Below are 15,542 nucleotides of genomic sequence, written 5' to 3'. Positions count from 1 at the left end.
TCATTTAATTGAAAATTAGATATATTTAAAATTTTAATTGACGTTTAAAAAATGTAAGCGTATACTTTTTATCAAATAGATTAAGCGCTTAACCAAATTAGTTTGATGTTTTCAACAAAATAATCGATCTGGTGGTGTGGAAAAATGAATGAATTTATTTCCAGAAAAACAGCTCTTGACAGGATTGGGATCCCTTCTCATTTAACGTGGGGATACATAGGTATTATTGTTTTTATGATTGGCGATGGCTTAGAACAAGGATGGTTATCTCCTTATCTTGTAGAAAGAGGTTTAACCATTGAACATGCTGCTTTACTTTTTACCGTTTACGGTATTACGGTCTCTATTTCTTCCTGGTTCTCCGGCGTACTGGTTCAGCTGTGGGGTCCTAGAAAAGCAATGGCATTCGGCTTGATATCCTTTATTATTGGTTCAATTGGATTTATAGGTATAGGACTTCATATTATGAATTACACAATTATATTAATTTGTTATGCTCTTAGAGGATTTGGCTACCCTTTATTTGCTTACTCATTCTTGGTCTGGGTGTCTTACCGCACGCCCCAGGAAATGCTTTCAAAAGCAGTAGGCTGGTTTTGGTTTGTCTTCCAGCTTGGTTTAAGCGTAAGCGGAGCTTTTTATTCCAGTTACATGGTTCCTAAAATCGGCGAAATTGCTACCTTGTGGAGTGGTTTACTTTTTGTTTTGATCGGCGGAATCTTTTCAATTATCATGAATAAAGACAGATTTACCGTTCAAAAAGTAAGCGATAACAAAACAAAAGAATTAATGAAAGGGATTACAATTGCATTTGAGAACCCTAAAGTAGGAATCGGTGGAGTTGTAAAGATTATTAACTCCGCTGCTCAATTTGGATTTGTTGTCTTCTTGCCAACCTATATGATGAAACACGATTTCACAATGAGCGAATGGCTTCAAATCTGGGGCACTCTGTTTTTTGTGAATATGGCTTTTAATATTATTTTTGGTATTGTTGGAGATAAATTTGGCTGGGTAAATACAATCAAATGGTTTGGTGGAGTAGGATGCGGAATTGTAACACTCGCTCTTTACTATGTACCTCAATTCGTAGGACATAATTATTGGGTAATGATGATTGTCGCATGCTGTTACGGTGCAACACTGGCAGGATATGTCCCTCTTACAGCGTTAGTGCCTTCCTTAGCTCCGGAGAATAAAGGAGCTGCGATGTCCGTATTGAATTTAGGATCTGGACTTTCTGCTTTTGTAGGCCCTTTAATTGTAACTATTTTCATAGGTCTTTTAGGCACGGGCGGCGTAATCTGGATCTTTGCTTGCCTATATTTCTTTGGAGCTTTTTTAACGGGTTTCCTTACAATTCCAACAGAAACAACAGTCAAAGGCGAAACAATAAACGAAGTCAAAAATCCGGTCTCTCTATAAATATTATTAAGTAAAAAAGCTGCATGTGCCTGGGCACATGCAGCTTTTTCTTTTCTCTGTTTTATAGCTTTTTTACCGACGCACGTTCTACTAGTTCTGGAATAATTGTTATTCGCTGCTTTGCATGCTCTTCTTTTTTCATAGACTTTAACAGCTGTTCGAACGTACTAGTTGCCATCTGCGAAATAGGTTGTTCAATCGTTGTCAAACCAGGCTCAGCAATATCCGCATAAATTGTATTATCAAATCCAATTACCGACAGATCTCCTGGAATTGAAAGCCCCTGCTTTCTTGCCTCATTTATGAGGGATATTCCAATTAAGTCCGTACATGCAAAGACTGCTGTCGGCCTATTAGGCAAAGAAAGCAGCTGTTTACTTGCTCTTCTGCTATCTTCTACTGTTGAATAACAGCTGATAATGGACTGATTTTCTAGTGATAAATTTGCCTCTGTGAGCGCTTGTTTAAATCCTGCTAATCGCCCCTCACTGCTTTTTCTATCTTTTTCAGTGATAATCGTTACCGATTGATGACCTTTTTCTATTAAATACGTACCTGCGATATATCCTCCGCGAACGTTATCAATTGTCACTACATGCGTTGAGATAGAAGGATGATCAACTGAAAACAATACAAGTGGTACATCATGCTTCACAATTTTCTTTACGAGCTTCGTATCATTTAGTTCGGTTGCGATAATAATTCCATCTACTTGCTTTTTGAATAAAAGATCTATGTATTCATGCTCACGTTCTGTTTGATGATCCGTACTGCATAAAAAAAGCGTGTATCCCGCTGCTCTGGCACTATTCTCAAAAGCTCTTGCTACCTCTGCGAAAAAAGGATTAGAGATGTCAGGAACTAGCACGCCAATTGTGTATGTCTTTTTCCCAGTTAACGCAGCTGCAACACTGCTAGGCTGATAATCTAATTCCATCATTACTTCATTTACTTTTTTTATCGTTTTTTCACTAATACGGCCTGTCTGATTGATTACTTTGGATACAGTGGCTATCGATACCCCTGCTTTTTTCGCAACATCGTAAATGGTTGGTTTCACTTTCACTGTTCCTTTCTTCGTGATCTCTTTCCTTATTTTATCACGAAAGTATTCAATCGTTTATTTTAGATATATGCTTTAGCTTTAAAAGAGACATAAAAAAAGCTGCTCTACTTGAAACAGCTTTTTTATAAATGATTAATTGTTGTTCAACGATTGCTTGCTCATCCATTCCATTATGGTTGTTGTAGCTCCATTTATTTTAGCGTTGGGTTCATTATTATACAGATATATCCAAGATGAATGCCCGTTATACTGATAGGGCGAACCATCATTATTTTTGTATAAACCCGTGGTGTCATGCACATCTTCAAATAGTGATAAATAAGCATTATTTGCATGGCTTTTCACCAAACGTTCATAAGTTGGAAGAGTGTTAATCGTTGGTGGAAGAACCGTATCATTTTTAGCGGCTACGAACCAAATAGGCGTTTCTTTCATCTTTTCAAGATCTTGATCCGTAATTAATCTATCATTTAGTCCTTCACATACTGGAAATGCTGCTGCAAAATAGTTTGGATAATCACGAATCATAAGCAAAGTCATATATCCGCCGTTAGATGCTCCTCCGATATAGATTCTATTGGGATCAATATCAGGATTTTTAGCAACATATTCTTGAATTAGTGCCATCAGTGATTCTTTATAAATAGAATAGGAATATTAAAATTCTCATTCTATTTCGAATAATATGTAACCGTTTACTTAATTGTGTTCTATTTTACGTGACCTCTCTCTCTTTCTACACATAATTATTTTCCGTTACCTAGTGGAAAACTTCGTAACTATATTCCAATAAGCATATTCTATAAGTCCTTGAAAAAATTTTTTTATTTTATGTATAAAAACTATCTATTAATCAAATCATAATCTTAACCTTATAAAAGGAGTTGATTATGATGGCAAACAGCAGAAATAAGAGCAGCAACGAATTAGCAGTACACGGTGCTCAACAAGCAATCGATCAAATGAAGTATGAGATCGCTAGCGAATTTGGCGTAACTCTTGGTCCTGACACAACTGCACGCGCAAACGGCTCAGTAGGCGGAGAAATCACAAAACGCCTTGTGCAAATGGCTGAACAGCAACTTGGCGGCGGACGTTTCTAAATCACTATCATAAGCAATACGGCTGGAGGAAGAGCGAATGACCGTTCTTCCTTTTTCCCATTTTTATATAATGTCTTATCGCGTTCCTTCTCATCTATATGTATCTAAAACAAAATCACTACCCCCATAACGTTCACATCCGGTTATATAAGATTCTCTTTCTCTCACAATAGACTGTGTATAATAAAACATAAAAAGAAGTTCCTTTTATAGGAACTTCTTTTATCTCACTTTATAAATGTGCAAGCTCTTCAGATATCTTTTCGGTCTTTGCTTTGAGCTGTTCTTGCTGACCTTCTAAATCAGCGATTACAGCTAACACTTCTGTATTGGTCGGTTCTTCTTCATACTGTTTTAACGTAGCGACAAGAGACTGTGAAACTTTGATGAGCTCTTGATTAACTTCTTGCTGCTGTTTTAAATAGTCAAGTTCATATTCCGTTTTTTCTAGATTTCTCATCGGTCCCCTTCCTTTCGTTAACTAGCTTTTATTTAAGAACGCAGTCTTTTATTATCTTATTTAGTTCCTTCAACATTACCTTATTTTATTTTCGTGATTGCCGTATAACATTTTTTCATTCATTGGTTCAGCTGATTTTTCAGCAGGTGTCACGGTTTGTCCTAGAGCTGAATTGTGTTTATCATGCTCAACTGCGTCTATCATCAGCAAAACTTTTCCGTTTTTAAGATCAGATACATACGAGGAAGCTTCCGCAGCAGGTACACCATATTCGGTTAATTGATTTTCGATTCGATTAACATCTTGATCCATTTTTTCTTCAGACGAAGTAAAAGCATTTTTTATTTTCTCCATAAAGGATTGATGGTGCTTTGAGTGTTGATCTGTATCAACTGTTTGCACATCGATTCCTGCAGAACGCTCAATCACTTCTGTATTTTCATGATGCGGACCACTGTTTGTCAAAACAGAAAGTGCACTGTCCGGATATCCCTGTGTTTTTAAATTTCGAATCGCTGTAATAACGGCCTCTTCTGAATCATACGTACCTACTACATTTTTTGTCATTTTCTATTCCTCCTAGGTATTATCATTTTTTAGCTTGTTATAGTATTAATACCCTTGGATTTTTTGGTAAAACTTTTTAACTTTATCTCTAGCTCTCCTTACAAGGAGAAACCAATAAAACAACAGACCTGAATCTAAAAATTCAAGTCTGTTTCATGATATCAATGATTTTTATTATAAAATTGGTGACAGTAAGCGAGATACCGCTTCTTTAAATTTTATAAGAAGAGAGCGCTCTTTATATCGTTCAAACGTTAATTTTGAACTGCATTGCACATCTTCAAGAAACAGGTTCTGCAACTTTTTGGAAATAGGTTGGTCATATACAACTGCATTCACTTCAAAATTAAGGCTGAAACTTCGCGGATCGATATTCGTCGTTCCTACAGAAGACACTTCATTATCTACTACAATCGTTTTAGCATGCAAAAAGCCTTTTTCATAGAGATAAATATTCGCACCGTATGCCAGCAGTTCCCCTACATGAGACCACGTAGCCCAATAAACAAAAGGATGATCAGGTTTGTTTGGAATCATAATATGAATCTCTACTCCAGATAATAAAGCAATTTTACAAGCATCCATAAAGCTTGCGTCAGGAATAAAGTAAGGCGTTTGAAGGTATACACTTTCTTTGGCCGACATAATCAATGAGATATACATGTTTTTCAGGTGCTGGGTAGTCGAATTGGGACCGCTTGCTACAATTTGTACAGGAACTGTTCCAGAATGAGTTTCTGTACGATGCAAAAATTGTTCCAGTTCAATTGGCTGCTTTGTTGCTTGATGCCAATCTAAAATGAATCGCCCTTGAATATCGTTCACTGACTCTCCTTTAATGCGAAAATGAGTGTCTCTCCAATAACCCATTTTTGGATCTAACCCTAAATATTCATCTCCTACGTTAAATCCTCCTATGTATGCTACTTCACCATCGATAATACAAAGCTTTCGATGATTTCGATTGTTAATCCGAAAATTAATTAAGCGAAGAATTGAAGGGAAAAATGCCTGTGCTTCGCCACCATATGAAATAAGCTCCTTAAAGAATGATGGCGTCATTTTTCTAGATCCTACTTCATCATAAAGAACGCGAACCTTTATGCCTTCTTTTGCTTTTTTTGTTAGCTCATCTCTTAATTTTTTCCCAAGATTATCTCGTTGAATAATATAATATTGAATATTAATTTCTTTTTTAGCATTTCGAATATCCTCAAACAATGCCTCAAATTTTTGATTACCGTCACTGAAGATATCAATTTCGTTGTCGATGCGCACAAGTGACTTAGAAGAATTTAAATTAGTGAACAGCAGTTTATTATGTTGGATTAATAAATCATTTCGATATTCATGGGTCGCTTTAAGCTCTTTTAATTGCTCTTCCACTGAAGATCTTAAATATTCCCGCTCATCAGATGACAATTTATAAAAGTTTTTCTGTTTTAGCTGTCTTCCAAAGAATAGATATACAATAAAACCGACAATTGGTATAAAAAATAAAATAAGAAGCCACGCCCATGTAGATCCTATATCTCTTCGTTCAATGAAAATAAGAATACCGGCTAATAAAATATTAATAGCTGTTACAACAGATACACTTAGTGTAAAGATATGGGCAAATTCCATCCTTTTACTCCTTTCTTTCTACTACATCACTTTATTAACTCATTCCCTTTTTTAACGTTCTCATTCACTTTACTATACATAACACAGATGGCTTTCTTTTTCATCTTTAGGATCCAAATTTTATTGTTTTTTCTTTTTTGCTACACTAAAAATGTGAAATATTTCTTTTTATTGTGTATTAAAAACAAGGAGGGAGATAATTTGTTTTTTTCGTTTATTTTTCTTAGCCTCATCAATGTATTTGTCAGTATTAGCCTGGGGTATACGGCTTATCAATTATTTAGAAAAGCATTTATTGGAGGTATTCTTACGTGTATCCTTGCTTGCAGTGCTCCGATCTTATTTGTATGGCCTTCCCTGTTTTTATCAACGGGCATATCACTTTTTCTCTACTTTCTCATTATTTACTCAAAAATGCACATATCATCTAATATGTAAATAAAAAACACGAAAATCTAAGATTTCCGTGTTTTTTATCTACAAGCTGTATACGTAATAATCCTGCACGTGATATGAATCGAAGCCGCATGTTTCGTAAAGTTGCAAAGCGCGTTTGTTTTTTGCTTCAACCTCAAGAAATACATCATATCCTAGCTGATGCTGCTGTAAAACGACTTGTTTTAAAGCAGCCTTTCCTATTCCTAATTTTTGATAGGAAGGTAAAATACCAAATCCATAAATCCATGCTTCGCTTTTATCATAAGATACCCTTAACTTTCCAACCGCCTGACTATTGTACTCTACGATAAAATGATTTTGCTGTTCTTCCGTTTTCATTTGCTCATAATAAGCAGCTGGTTCTGTTAAAGACATACCAAAGCATTCCATATCAACTTGCATTTCCATTTTCATATCGGTATCTAATAGGGAAGAGCGAAATGTAACAAAGGGATTATCATCTTCTAATTCTTTTTTCACCCACTTCATTTGATATTCTGAAAAAGTAAATGAACATGGAATCTTCTTTAAGAACTCCCTGCCTGAAATCGAATCGCCAGGAGCATTTAATAAAATCTCTGTATACTCACGCTTCTTACACATATGTAAAGCTTGAGAAAACAGCTTTGAAAAAATCTTTTTTCGGCGATAGCTAGGATCGACCATTCCGCATATTTCTACTGTATTCCCAAACCCATAAAGACCAATAAATCCAACAAGCTGATTATTTTCATAATAAAAAAAATCGTTAACTTCATTTTGTTTTCGACTTCGTAACATGTCAAAATTCAGCTTCAGCTCTATTTTTTCTTCTTGTTGGCAAATAGACTGTAGCTTTTGTATATCTTCTAGTACATGTTGTTTTAACATACGTATCCTCCTGCATCTCTCTTTTTATTATAAGTTCGGCTTTGTTTAACTTTTTCCTTTCATCTTTAGCGCAATGACCGAATAATTATAGGGTAAAGCACGATCAAAAAGCGTATAGAGTAATTAAACTAAATAGGCGGGGTGCTTATGAAAAAGACCATTTTAATAAGTTTTATTGCACTAGTTGCTTTAACCATTATTTATTGCCTGCAGAAAGAATTTATTTTTGCTTTAGCTTTGTGGAGTATTTATGGGACAGTATTATCAATTTTTGTATATTTTTCTTTTCATAAATCAACGGAAGATCGCGAGGATGAGTAACAATAGCGCTATTAAAAGGTCTGTGAAATAAACCTTTTTACAGACCTTTCGTAAATTTACAACTAGGATGCATGTTGGTAACAATTTAGAAACAAGTATTCTTTATTCTTAGTGTTATAGAAAAAGATATAACCTATTTCACTAAGGAGTTGGATATTCGCATGAAGACAATTACAAAATCTATATCGGTTTTTGCATTAGCAGCTGGCTTTACTTTTTCATCTCTATCTGGAACACTGCCATTCACTCACGAGCAAACAGCAAGTGCAGCAGAAAAAATAAACGCACCGTTCAGCGTATATGAAGTGACAGCAAACGTACTCAATATACGTTCAAAACCTAGCACTCAGGGAAAAATTCTTGATACATTAAGAAAAAAAGATCAAATTGAAGTAGTCAAGTTTGTAAATGCAGACTGGGCTGCCATTAAAATAATTGGCGGCACCGGATATATCAGTACTTCCTATTTAATGAAAGTCCCTACTACTGTTCATACAGCTGCTAACCTTAATTTACGCACAGGGCCTAGCACAAGCAACAAAGTTGTAACAACTGTTCCTAAAGGAAAAAGCGTCAGCTTCTTAGCTTGGGGCTACTCAAAAGATAACAAGCTTTCATTTGATTGGGCTTTTGTAGAATACAACGGCTTTAAAGGATATGTAAGCACTTCGTACTTACAGTTACCTAGTTATAGATAAAAATAGATAACTCCCTTGAATTATTTCAAGGGAGTTTATTTATGGACACCTTATTAATAGTGCCCTGCCCATGAAGCACCGATGATGATTAGTAAAATAAATAGCACAACGATTAACGCAAAGCTACTTCCGTGACCTGCTCCGTATCCATAACCATAACCATAACCTCCGTAAAAACTCATTTTCTTTCACCTCCCTTTTTTGTAGAATATGTGAAGGGAAATGAAAACGAACATGAGTATTCTTTATCACAAAATTCATTATAATTTATAAGCGTTAACTCTTTTACTAGTAAGGCATAGGATATAGCATCCCGTGGTTCATCTCTACATCTTTCCCTCGTTCCAACTTTTAAAGTAAGGGTATATTCCAGCAATACAAAAAAAGAAGAGTTTATATAACTCTTCTTTTTTACTGAACTGGATTATCAACTTGCATGTAGTCATTATAATATTCTTCTAACGTAATTCCTTTTTTATACACTTTAGAGGCAAGTTCTTTTCCGACAAATCGTATATGCCACGGCTCATATTTATAACCTGTAATCTGCTGCTTTCCCTCTGGATAGCGAACAATGTATCCATATTTATATGAATTTCTTTCAATCCATTTGGCTTCAGGAGTATCTTTAAAACAATCTTGGGCCGCACACTTACCTGTGCTGCTTGATACATCTATACTTAAACCAGTCTGATGCTCACTGCTGCCTGGATGGGCGCTATAATGACTAGCTGCCGCTTCTCCATCTTGCTTTATGTACGCTTGATAAAGAGATTCCTGGCGAATTTGAGAACGATAAGCGGAAACACCGGCTAGGTAAATCCCTTCTCGTTCAGCAGCTGAAAACATTCTTTCTAACGCTTTTGCTGCTTCTGTACGCATTTGTCGCTTTTCAATTTTTTCTTTAAATATAAACCGAACGTCCGGGTATACAAGGTCAGCGGGTTCATAGTGATCAGGAAGAAGATTTTGTTTATTTACTAGCACGGAAATGGATTCGGGGTTCCCAACAACTTCTATGCTATTTTGCTTCTGTTTAGAAGAAGATAAAGGATTATGATCAGACGTGTTCAAATGATCGTCGTGCCGAAATAATCCCTGATAGCCTAGATACGAGAATCCTGCGATCACACCCAGCACTATTAGTAATGCTATTTTTTTATAAAATTTCATATTTCTATACTCCTGACATAATTTAAGCTTTTTAAGACACTCAAACATTGTATATAAATTAAGAAATAATTACTAATATAACAAACTAATTCCTACTATAAATTTCAGTATGCCCCGACCTATTTTTTTCAAACGTTTATTTTAAGCATAAAAAAAGAGATGTCTTCTAAAAGACATCTCTTCTTACTTCTATTCTATAATACTAGTATTAGTCTATAACTGTAATTTTAACTGATCTTCTGCCCCAGTCTTGTGCAGCACTATCTGAAGAAACGAATACGTCAATTCGATTTCCTTTAATTGCGCCACCCGTATCTGCCGCTACAGCTTGACCATAACCTTCAACGTATACTTTTGAACCTAATGGAATAACGCTAGGATCAACCGCAATTACTCGTTGATTTGGATTTGATTTTAAATTTACTCCAGTAGCTGTCGTACCACTGCATCCAGCACAGTTAGCTGTATAAGCTGTTGCTTCAACAGTCATAGACTTGCCGCTAGCTTGCTGTTGAGACTGCTGTTGCTGTTGAGACTGCTGTTGAGCTTGTTGTTGTTGCTGTTGAGCTGCTTGTTCTTTTTGTGCCTGCTCTTGGGCTGCTGCTTGAGCTTGCTCTTGTTCTTTTTGTGCCTGCTCTTGGGCTGCCTGTGCTTGTGCTGCTGCTTGAGCTTGCTCTTGTTCTTTTTGTGCTTGCTCTTGGGCTGCCTGTGCTTGTGCTGCTGCTTGAGCTTGCTCTTGTTCTTTTTGTGCTTGTTCTTGTGCTGCTACTTGAGCTTGCTCTTGTTCTTTTTGTGCTTGTTCTTGTGCTGCTACTTGAGCTTGCTCTTGTTCTTTTTGTGCTTGCTCTTGGGCTGCTACTTGAGCTTGCTCTTGTTCTTTTTGTGCTTGTTCTTGTGCTGCTACTTGAGCTTGCTCTTGTTCTTTTTGTGCTTGCTCTTGTGCTGCTACTTGAGCTTGCTCTTGTTCTTTTTGTGTTTGTTCTTGGGCTGCTTGTTCTTGCTGAGCTTGTGCCGTTTGAGACTGCTGCACTTGTGGAGCTGCCTTTGCTACTGGCGCACTAGCTGTTTGAGATTGAGCTGCTTGTGCCGCTTTAATTTTAAATTGTTCTCCAGGGAAAACTAAGTCTGATGTTAAACCGTTCCATTCTTTAATTTCTTCTACTGTTACGCCATAATGTTGACCGATTGACCACAAAGTGTCACCACGTTTTACAGTATGTACGATTTCTTTTATGCTAGATAAGTTTAGTGTCTGATTTGGATAAATTAGTGTTGATGTTAAGTTATTAGCATCTTTTAGCTCGTCTACGCTCACATTATGATTTTGAGCGATTTTCCATAAAGTGTCACCTTTTTGCACTTCATACGTTCCGCTTGTAGAGGCAGATGCTGCACCTACAAATCCTGCTGAAAGAATTGCCGTTGTCCCTAGAGTAAATACAAATTTCTTCATTTTCCGAATACCTCCTTATTTACTCAATGACTGAATGATACCACCTGTTCATTTCACTTCCATTACAGGAATATTTTACTTTTATTACGGATTTAATTAATTTTAAACATTTTCTTGTAATATTTCTGACAATTCATTTTTGAATAATGATTAAATTTCATCAAAATCATGTCAAAATTTGAAGAAAACTCTATAAAAAGTTGGAGTTGTATTCGGTGATAAAAGTAACTTATCAGCAAAAAAAAACCTTCTAAAAGCTAACTGCTTTTAGAAGGTTTTTTTACTTATATGAAACAGTTAAAGTTGGAGCATATGCATGATTGTCGCCCCCATAAATTTCAACTACGTCACTTAAAAAGTCCGCTGAACCTGAGCTTGACAAGCGAAACTGAGTTTTGCCGTTCCTATTCATATATCCCAAAAGTGAGGAAGGAAGTTGAATAGTTGTATATCCATTATCGAGTGAAGGCACTGACATTTGGAAGTCCGCTGAAATAGATGGTGAGGCCTGGTAATCTATTTGTTCTAAAGCACTGCTAGTTCCAAATACACCGCTTTTAATATCGCCTTTCAAAGATGAAATATTACCAGTTGAAGATTTGCGATAAATTTTCAAAGATACATCCGTAATACTTGCATCATCAGGTAAAGAGCTTGTATCAAAAGATAAAATGGTTCGGTATGTGTCGGTATTGTACATTCCCTTATCCCCAATTTTATGAATGGAACTACTCATACCGTCAGCTGATAAATTTCCGATAAATCCATCTTCAGCAGCAAGCGAAGAAAATACTGAGGATTTCTCTGAAGTTCCAGAAATTTGATAAACTTCCGTCTTTACTCCCTCTTGATTACCCGCAGCGTCTACACTAAAAAATTTTATTGTTTTGCTAGAGTTGATGCTAATAGGCTCAGAATACTTTAGAGAATTAACAGTTGGTGTACTTCCATCTAATGTATAGTAAGTGGTGGCAGGTTCATTGGGTGATAATGTGACAGAAACAGAACTTCCATACGTTCCTCCCGCTGGTGAAGCAGCTGTAACCGGCGGGGATATATCTCCTGGATTAGGAGCGTCACCATTCTTCGGATGATTTTTAAAAAAGTTCCAACTTAATTTAGTTGCATTTGGCCCTTTAGGATCTGTATAAGAACCGGATGTACTTCCCCCTGACCAAGCATGTCCCATTCCTTCTATCATGTACTTTTCCATTACTGTTTTTCCTGCTGTATCTTTGTAAATATAGTGCGTATAGCTTCTTCCACCAGATACTGTACCTGGTAAAGTTTGATCTGCCGTATCATCAATATTGTTATTATCCAGTCCATCAGACGCTCTATCATTTGTTTGAGCCCATTGCGATAGTATTTGATGCGCATTTATAGGGGCAACAGTGTAGTCAGCTGTCCCATGAAACAAAATAACCGGAACCACTCGCTTATGCTCTCCCATGGCTGAATAGGCTAAATCTCCTTGTTGGATAGGATTAGGACCTCCACTGCTCATTGCTGTATAAGCACCTGTTACACTAGTGGCTGCTTTATATTCTAAGCCCGCCCCAACGCTGATAGCCGCAAATATGTCTGGATAAGTAGCTCCCATAATAACACTCATAGCTGCACCAGCAGATAGCCCTCCAACAAAGACTTGGTCGGCATCTATTGAATAACTGCTTTTTATTTGATTAACCATTCCAGCAATTAACGCTGGTTCACCGCTTCCCCTTGATTGATGAGCAGTATCAAACCAGTTCCAACACTTATTTGAATTAGCAGAAGAGGGCTGTTCTGGATAGAGGACAAAGAACTTCTCTGTTTCTGCCAGTGCATTCATTTGTGTTCCTGCTGCAAATTGATCAGGGTCTTGAGTACAGCCATGTAGCATAACTACTAGAGGTAAGGCAGCACCTCCCTGATAACTGCTAGGTACGTACAGTTTGTATGTTCTTCCGTTATATGTTTTAGAGGTAAAACTTCCTGCGGCTGAAGAAGATACAGCACCTAAAGATAAAAAAAGCATAAAAATCATCCCTGCTATAAATAATCGTTTCATCTTCCTGCTTCCTCCTTATATTGATATGGTTATACTTAGCAGCAAACGTACATATCGGTATGGTATGGAAATGAATAAGAGTTACTAGTAAGATGATAGCAAGGTTTTATGTAATAAAATTTATATTGACTGCGCGATTTGCCTACAGGTATGAGGACAAATAAAAACATTCATCTCCAAATAAAGAAAACGCTTACATAAAATTGTAAACGATTGTGTCGATAAATACTATAAAAAAGACATACCTTTTAAAAATAGACCGGTATGTCTTCTATGGATTGCTTACTTAAGTATTCATATTGTGACTCGCTGCAATTTACCATAGCAATGGATTGAGGATAACGCTGTAAATGAGAAGGGAGCTCCTTAAACCCAAACTGATGATAATATTCAGGAAGAATATCGCTATAAAGCATAAAAATAGCGCTGCGCTTCTCTATCTTCATCTTTTTAAAAAAGTCTTCAAGCATATCTCGGCCATAGCCCATTCGTTGATAAAGCTGATGAACAACAACGGACCCAATACCATGCAAAGCAAACTTTAATCGAGGAGTTTGTAAAAGAAGCAAAATAAATGAACCAATAATTTGATTCTCTTCATTTACATATACATACCGAATTCCATATGTTTCTTCTTTTTGATTATCTCTAACATACTCTTTGTACGTCCTGCCTTTAGGCCATGCCGCATATCCCATTTGATAGACTTCTGCCAATTCTTCAGACTTTATTTTTCTTAATAACATGAACATCCCCTCTTTATTTATAATCCCATACGTCAGCAGACATTTTTTATAGAGTTAAAAATAGTTCCTGTATGTATATATTATACTTCATCCTACGGAAGCTTTCTTGCTCGGAGTACTATTAACAGCTAATATGTAGGCTGCTTTCTCAAAAAACTAGAAAGATTCCTGATAGTTGTTCTTCACCCATATCAGTCATATATGTAAAGATACTCTTTATCATTCCATAAAAACATAGAGATGTAAATATATTTCCAGCTTCACTTAGCATTCATTATGTATCACCTATCAAAAAAGAGATTGGGCCATAACGAAATGAATGCAATCTAAAGACGAACAACCCGGATAAATAACCTGGGATGCTTGTTCCGCCGCTGTTGCTTTACGTGCAAGGCTTCGCTTTCCGCGAGCGGGCGATGGAGCCTTGCCCTCCAACCAACAGCTAGAAGCACCTCCTACTGAAACCTACGTTCACCATGACCATTAAAAAACACGAACTATCTATTTTTGATAGATAGTTCGTGTTCAACGCTAACTAAACTGCTTTTGTCCCAGCATCTTTATAGTAAAAGTAATCATCATTTTTAAGCTTTTTCGTTCTCTACATACTCCACTAGATGAAAGAAAAAGCGATATGTAAGAACAAGAGCTTCACCTATTGACATTTTTTCATCAAACTCTTTTATAGCATCTAACTCAATATTCACATCCCATAATCCATCTTTATCATTAAATAAAAGCTGGACGCTTGTTGGGCCGTCATTAAGCTCTTTAGCAAAAAATTGTTTTAGTACAGAACCGAATTTTTTTTGCATATGTAACCCCGTTAATACTTTATATGTGCCAAACACATCATCCACTTCAAAAGAACATCCATCAAGCTTAATAAATTCAAACCATTTTGATTCTACATATAGAAATTCACTTCTGTGTTCTTTCAAGTAAGAAAGAGGAGTATCTAAAAACGAAAGAGGAGATTCTTCTGCGATCAGCTCGTCCGTTTCTTTGTCTACTCTTTCGATATAAGAATCTTTAAAACGTGAAGATGCCTCTTTTTCTTCTATCATCAGGTTTTGCGGCACCAACTCTTTTTGCAACGCATATTCCTTTTCTTCTTGATATAGAGATAAAGATTGACCTTGAACGTTCATTTCTTTTTCAATATAAGTTTGAATATTACTTTGTAACATAAAAAACCTCCTGATTAATCTGCATCACTATCTTATATCATAACCTAAACAAGTGTTTATAAATATAGCCAAACAAAAAATCCTTAGGCTATGCCTAAGGATAGTAATAATATATTCAAGTATGTATAAAAGATAATTTGGTTGCGGGGACAGGATTTGAACCTGCGACCTTCGGGTTATGAGCCCGACGAGCTACCGAACTGCTCCACCCCGCGATAATAAAAATGCCTGGCAACGTCCTACTCTCACAGGGACAAAGTCCCAACTACCATTGGCGCTAAAGAGCTTAACTTCCGTGTTCGGTATGGGAACGGGTGTGACCTCTTCGCTATCGCCACCAGACAAGAGATTGC

At 36.5% G+C, this 15,542-nt stretch carries 16 protein-coding genes, 1 tRNA gene and 1 rRNA gene; 4 read left to right on the top strand and 14 right to left on the bottom strand.

Features of this window, described 5'->3' with window-relative positions; all coding sequences use genetic code 11:
* Positions 1 to 144: 144 nt before the first annotated feature.
* Positions 145 to 1,425 (top strand): MFS transporter, encoded by a 1,281-nt coding sequence (locus ACNHOZ_RS23060; RefSeq protein ID WP_048020656.1) that lies wholly within the window; start codon positions 145 to 147, stop codon positions 1,423 to 1,425.
* Positions 1,426 to 1,486: 61 nt separating this feature from the next.
* Here the strand turns inward: ACNHOZ_RS23060 and ACNHOZ_RS23055 are convergent, their stop codons facing one another.
* Together ACNHOZ_RS23055 and ACNHOZ_RS23050 are read right to left on the bottom strand one after the other, a co-directional pair.
* Entirely contained in the window at positions 1,487 to 2,485 is a 999-nt protein-coding gene (locus ACNHOZ_RS23055) for a LacI family DNA-binding transcriptional regulator (RefSeq protein WP_028414353.1), read from the bottom strand.
* Positions 2,486 to 2,623: 138 nt separating this feature from the next.
* Complete coding sequence (locus ACNHOZ_RS23050) at positions 2,624 to 3,118, bottom strand: carboxylesterase family protein (protein ID WP_230683432.1); 495 nt, start codon at positions 3,116 to 3,118, stop codon at positions 2,624 to 2,626.
* A 266-nt stretch (positions 3,119 to 3,384) separates the two neighbouring features.
* Here ACNHOZ_RS23050 and ACNHOZ_RS23045 point away from each other — a divergent pair, with 266 nt between their 5' ends.
* Entirely contained in the window at positions 3,385 to 3,594 is a 210-nt protein-coding gene (locus ACNHOZ_RS23045; RefSeq protein ID WP_016762907.1) for an alpha/beta-type small acid-soluble spore protein, read from the top strand.
* A gap of 232 nt (positions 3,595 to 3,826) precedes the next feature.
* Here the strand turns inward: ACNHOZ_RS23045 and ACNHOZ_RS23040 are convergent, their stop codons facing one another.
* From ACNHOZ_RS23040 to ACNHOZ_RS23025, 4 genes are all read right to left on the bottom strand, one after another.
* Positions 3,827 to 4,054: a hypothetical protein gene (locus ACNHOZ_RS23040; RefSeq protein WP_028414355.1), complete on the bottom strand. Its 228-nt coding sequence runs from the start codon at positions 4,052 to 4,054 to the stop codon at positions 3,827 to 3,829.
* A gap of 75 nt (positions 4,055 to 4,129) precedes the next feature.
* Positions 4,130 to 4,621 carry a general stress protein gene (locus tag ACNHOZ_RS23035; protein WP_048020659.1) on the bottom strand — a complete coding sequence of 164 codons (492 nt, stop codon included), beginning with the start codon at positions 4,619 to 4,621 and terminating at the stop codon, positions 4,130 to 4,132.
* A gap of 174 nt (positions 4,622 to 4,795) precedes the next feature.
* Positions 4,796 to 6,247 carry a cardiolipin synthase gene (gene cls, locus ACNHOZ_RS23030; protein WP_028414357.1) on the bottom strand — a complete coding sequence of 484 codons (1,452 nt, stop codon included), beginning with the start codon at positions 6,245 to 6,247 and terminating at the stop codon, positions 4,796 to 4,798.
* Positions 6,248 to 6,724: 477 nt separating this feature from the next.
* Entirely contained in the window at positions 6,725 to 7,555 is an 831-nt protein-coding gene (locus ACNHOZ_RS23025; protein WP_048020664.1) for a GNAT family N-acetyltransferase, read from the bottom strand.
* Between the two features lie 147 nt (positions 7,556 to 7,702).
* On the opposite strand from ACNHOZ_RS23025, the gene ACNHOZ_RS23020 reads away from it, so the two are divergent.
* Together ACNHOZ_RS23020 and ACNHOZ_RS23015 are read left to right on the top strand one after the other, a co-directional pair.
* Positions 7,703 to 7,876 (top strand): hypothetical protein, encoded by a 174-nt coding sequence (locus ACNHOZ_RS23020; RefSeq protein WP_196299074.1) that lies wholly within the window; start codon positions 7,703 to 7,705, stop codon positions 7,874 to 7,876.
* A 161-nt stretch (positions 7,877 to 8,037) separates the two neighbouring features.
* Positions 8,038 to 8,574 carry an SH3 domain-containing protein gene (locus ACNHOZ_RS23015; protein ID WP_033580693.1) on the top strand — a complete coding sequence of 179 codons (537 nt, stop codon included), beginning with the start codon at positions 8,038 to 8,040 and terminating at the stop codon, positions 8,572 to 8,574.
* Between the two features lie 53 nt (positions 8,575 to 8,627).
* Here the strand turns inward: ACNHOZ_RS23015 and ACNHOZ_RS23010 are convergent, their stop codons facing one another.
* From ACNHOZ_RS23010 to rrf, 8 genes are all read right to left on the bottom strand, one after another.
* Complete coding sequence (locus ACNHOZ_RS23010) at positions 8,628 to 8,756, bottom strand: YjcZ family sporulation protein (protein WP_013055210.1); 129 nt, start codon at positions 8,754 to 8,756, stop codon at positions 8,628 to 8,630.
* 229 nt (positions 8,757 to 8,985) lie between these two features.
* Complete coding sequence (locus ACNHOZ_RS23005; protein WP_048020667.1) at positions 8,986 to 9,747, bottom strand: M15 family metallopeptidase; 762 nt, start codon at positions 9,745 to 9,747, stop codon at positions 8,986 to 8,988.
* A 208-nt stretch (positions 9,748 to 9,955) separates the two neighbouring features.
* Positions 9,956 to 11,200: a LysM peptidoglycan-binding domain-containing protein gene (locus tag ACNHOZ_RS23000; protein WP_447697293.1), complete on the bottom strand. Its 1,245-nt coding sequence runs from the start codon at positions 11,198 to 11,200 to the stop codon at positions 9,956 to 9,958.
* A 280-nt stretch (positions 11,201 to 11,480) separates the two neighbouring features.
* On the bottom strand, positions 11,481 to 13,253 hold the full coding sequence (locus tag ACNHOZ_RS22995; protein WP_048020707.1) for an extracellular catalytic domain type 1 short-chain-length polyhydroxyalkanoate depolymerase: 1,773 nt from the start codon (positions 13,251 to 13,253) through the stop codon (positions 11,481 to 11,483).
* A gap of 248 nt (positions 13,254 to 13,501) precedes the next feature.
* The gene (locus ACNHOZ_RS22990) at positions 13,502 to 13,999 is read right to left on the bottom strand and encodes a GNAT family N-acetyltransferase (RefSeq protein ID WP_048020709.1); all 498 of its coding nucleotides are present in this window, start codon (positions 13,997 to 13,999) and stop codon (positions 13,502 to 13,504) included.
* A gap of 584 nt (positions 14,000 to 14,583) precedes the next feature.
* Positions 14,584 to 15,189 carry a hypothetical protein gene (locus ACNHOZ_RS22985; protein ID WP_033580913.1) on the bottom strand — a complete coding sequence of 202 codons (606 nt, stop codon included), beginning with the start codon at positions 15,187 to 15,189 and terminating at the stop codon, positions 14,584 to 14,586.
* Positions 15,190 to 15,327: 138 nt separating this feature from the next.
* Positions 15,328 to 15,404: transfer RNA gene (locus ACNHOZ_RS22980), tRNA-Met, on the bottom strand.
* Between the two features lie 11 nt (positions 15,405 to 15,415).
* Positions 15,416 to 15,531: ribosomal RNA gene (gene rrf, locus ACNHOZ_RS22975) — 5S ribosomal RNA — on the bottom strand.
* Positions 15,532 to 15,542: the final 11 nt, after the last annotated feature.

Source organism: Priestia sp. D51 (assembly GCF_053345675.1).
The sequence above is the reverse complement of the archived record's forward strand: the minus strand, read 5'-3'. Positions and strand labels throughout refer to the sequence as shown.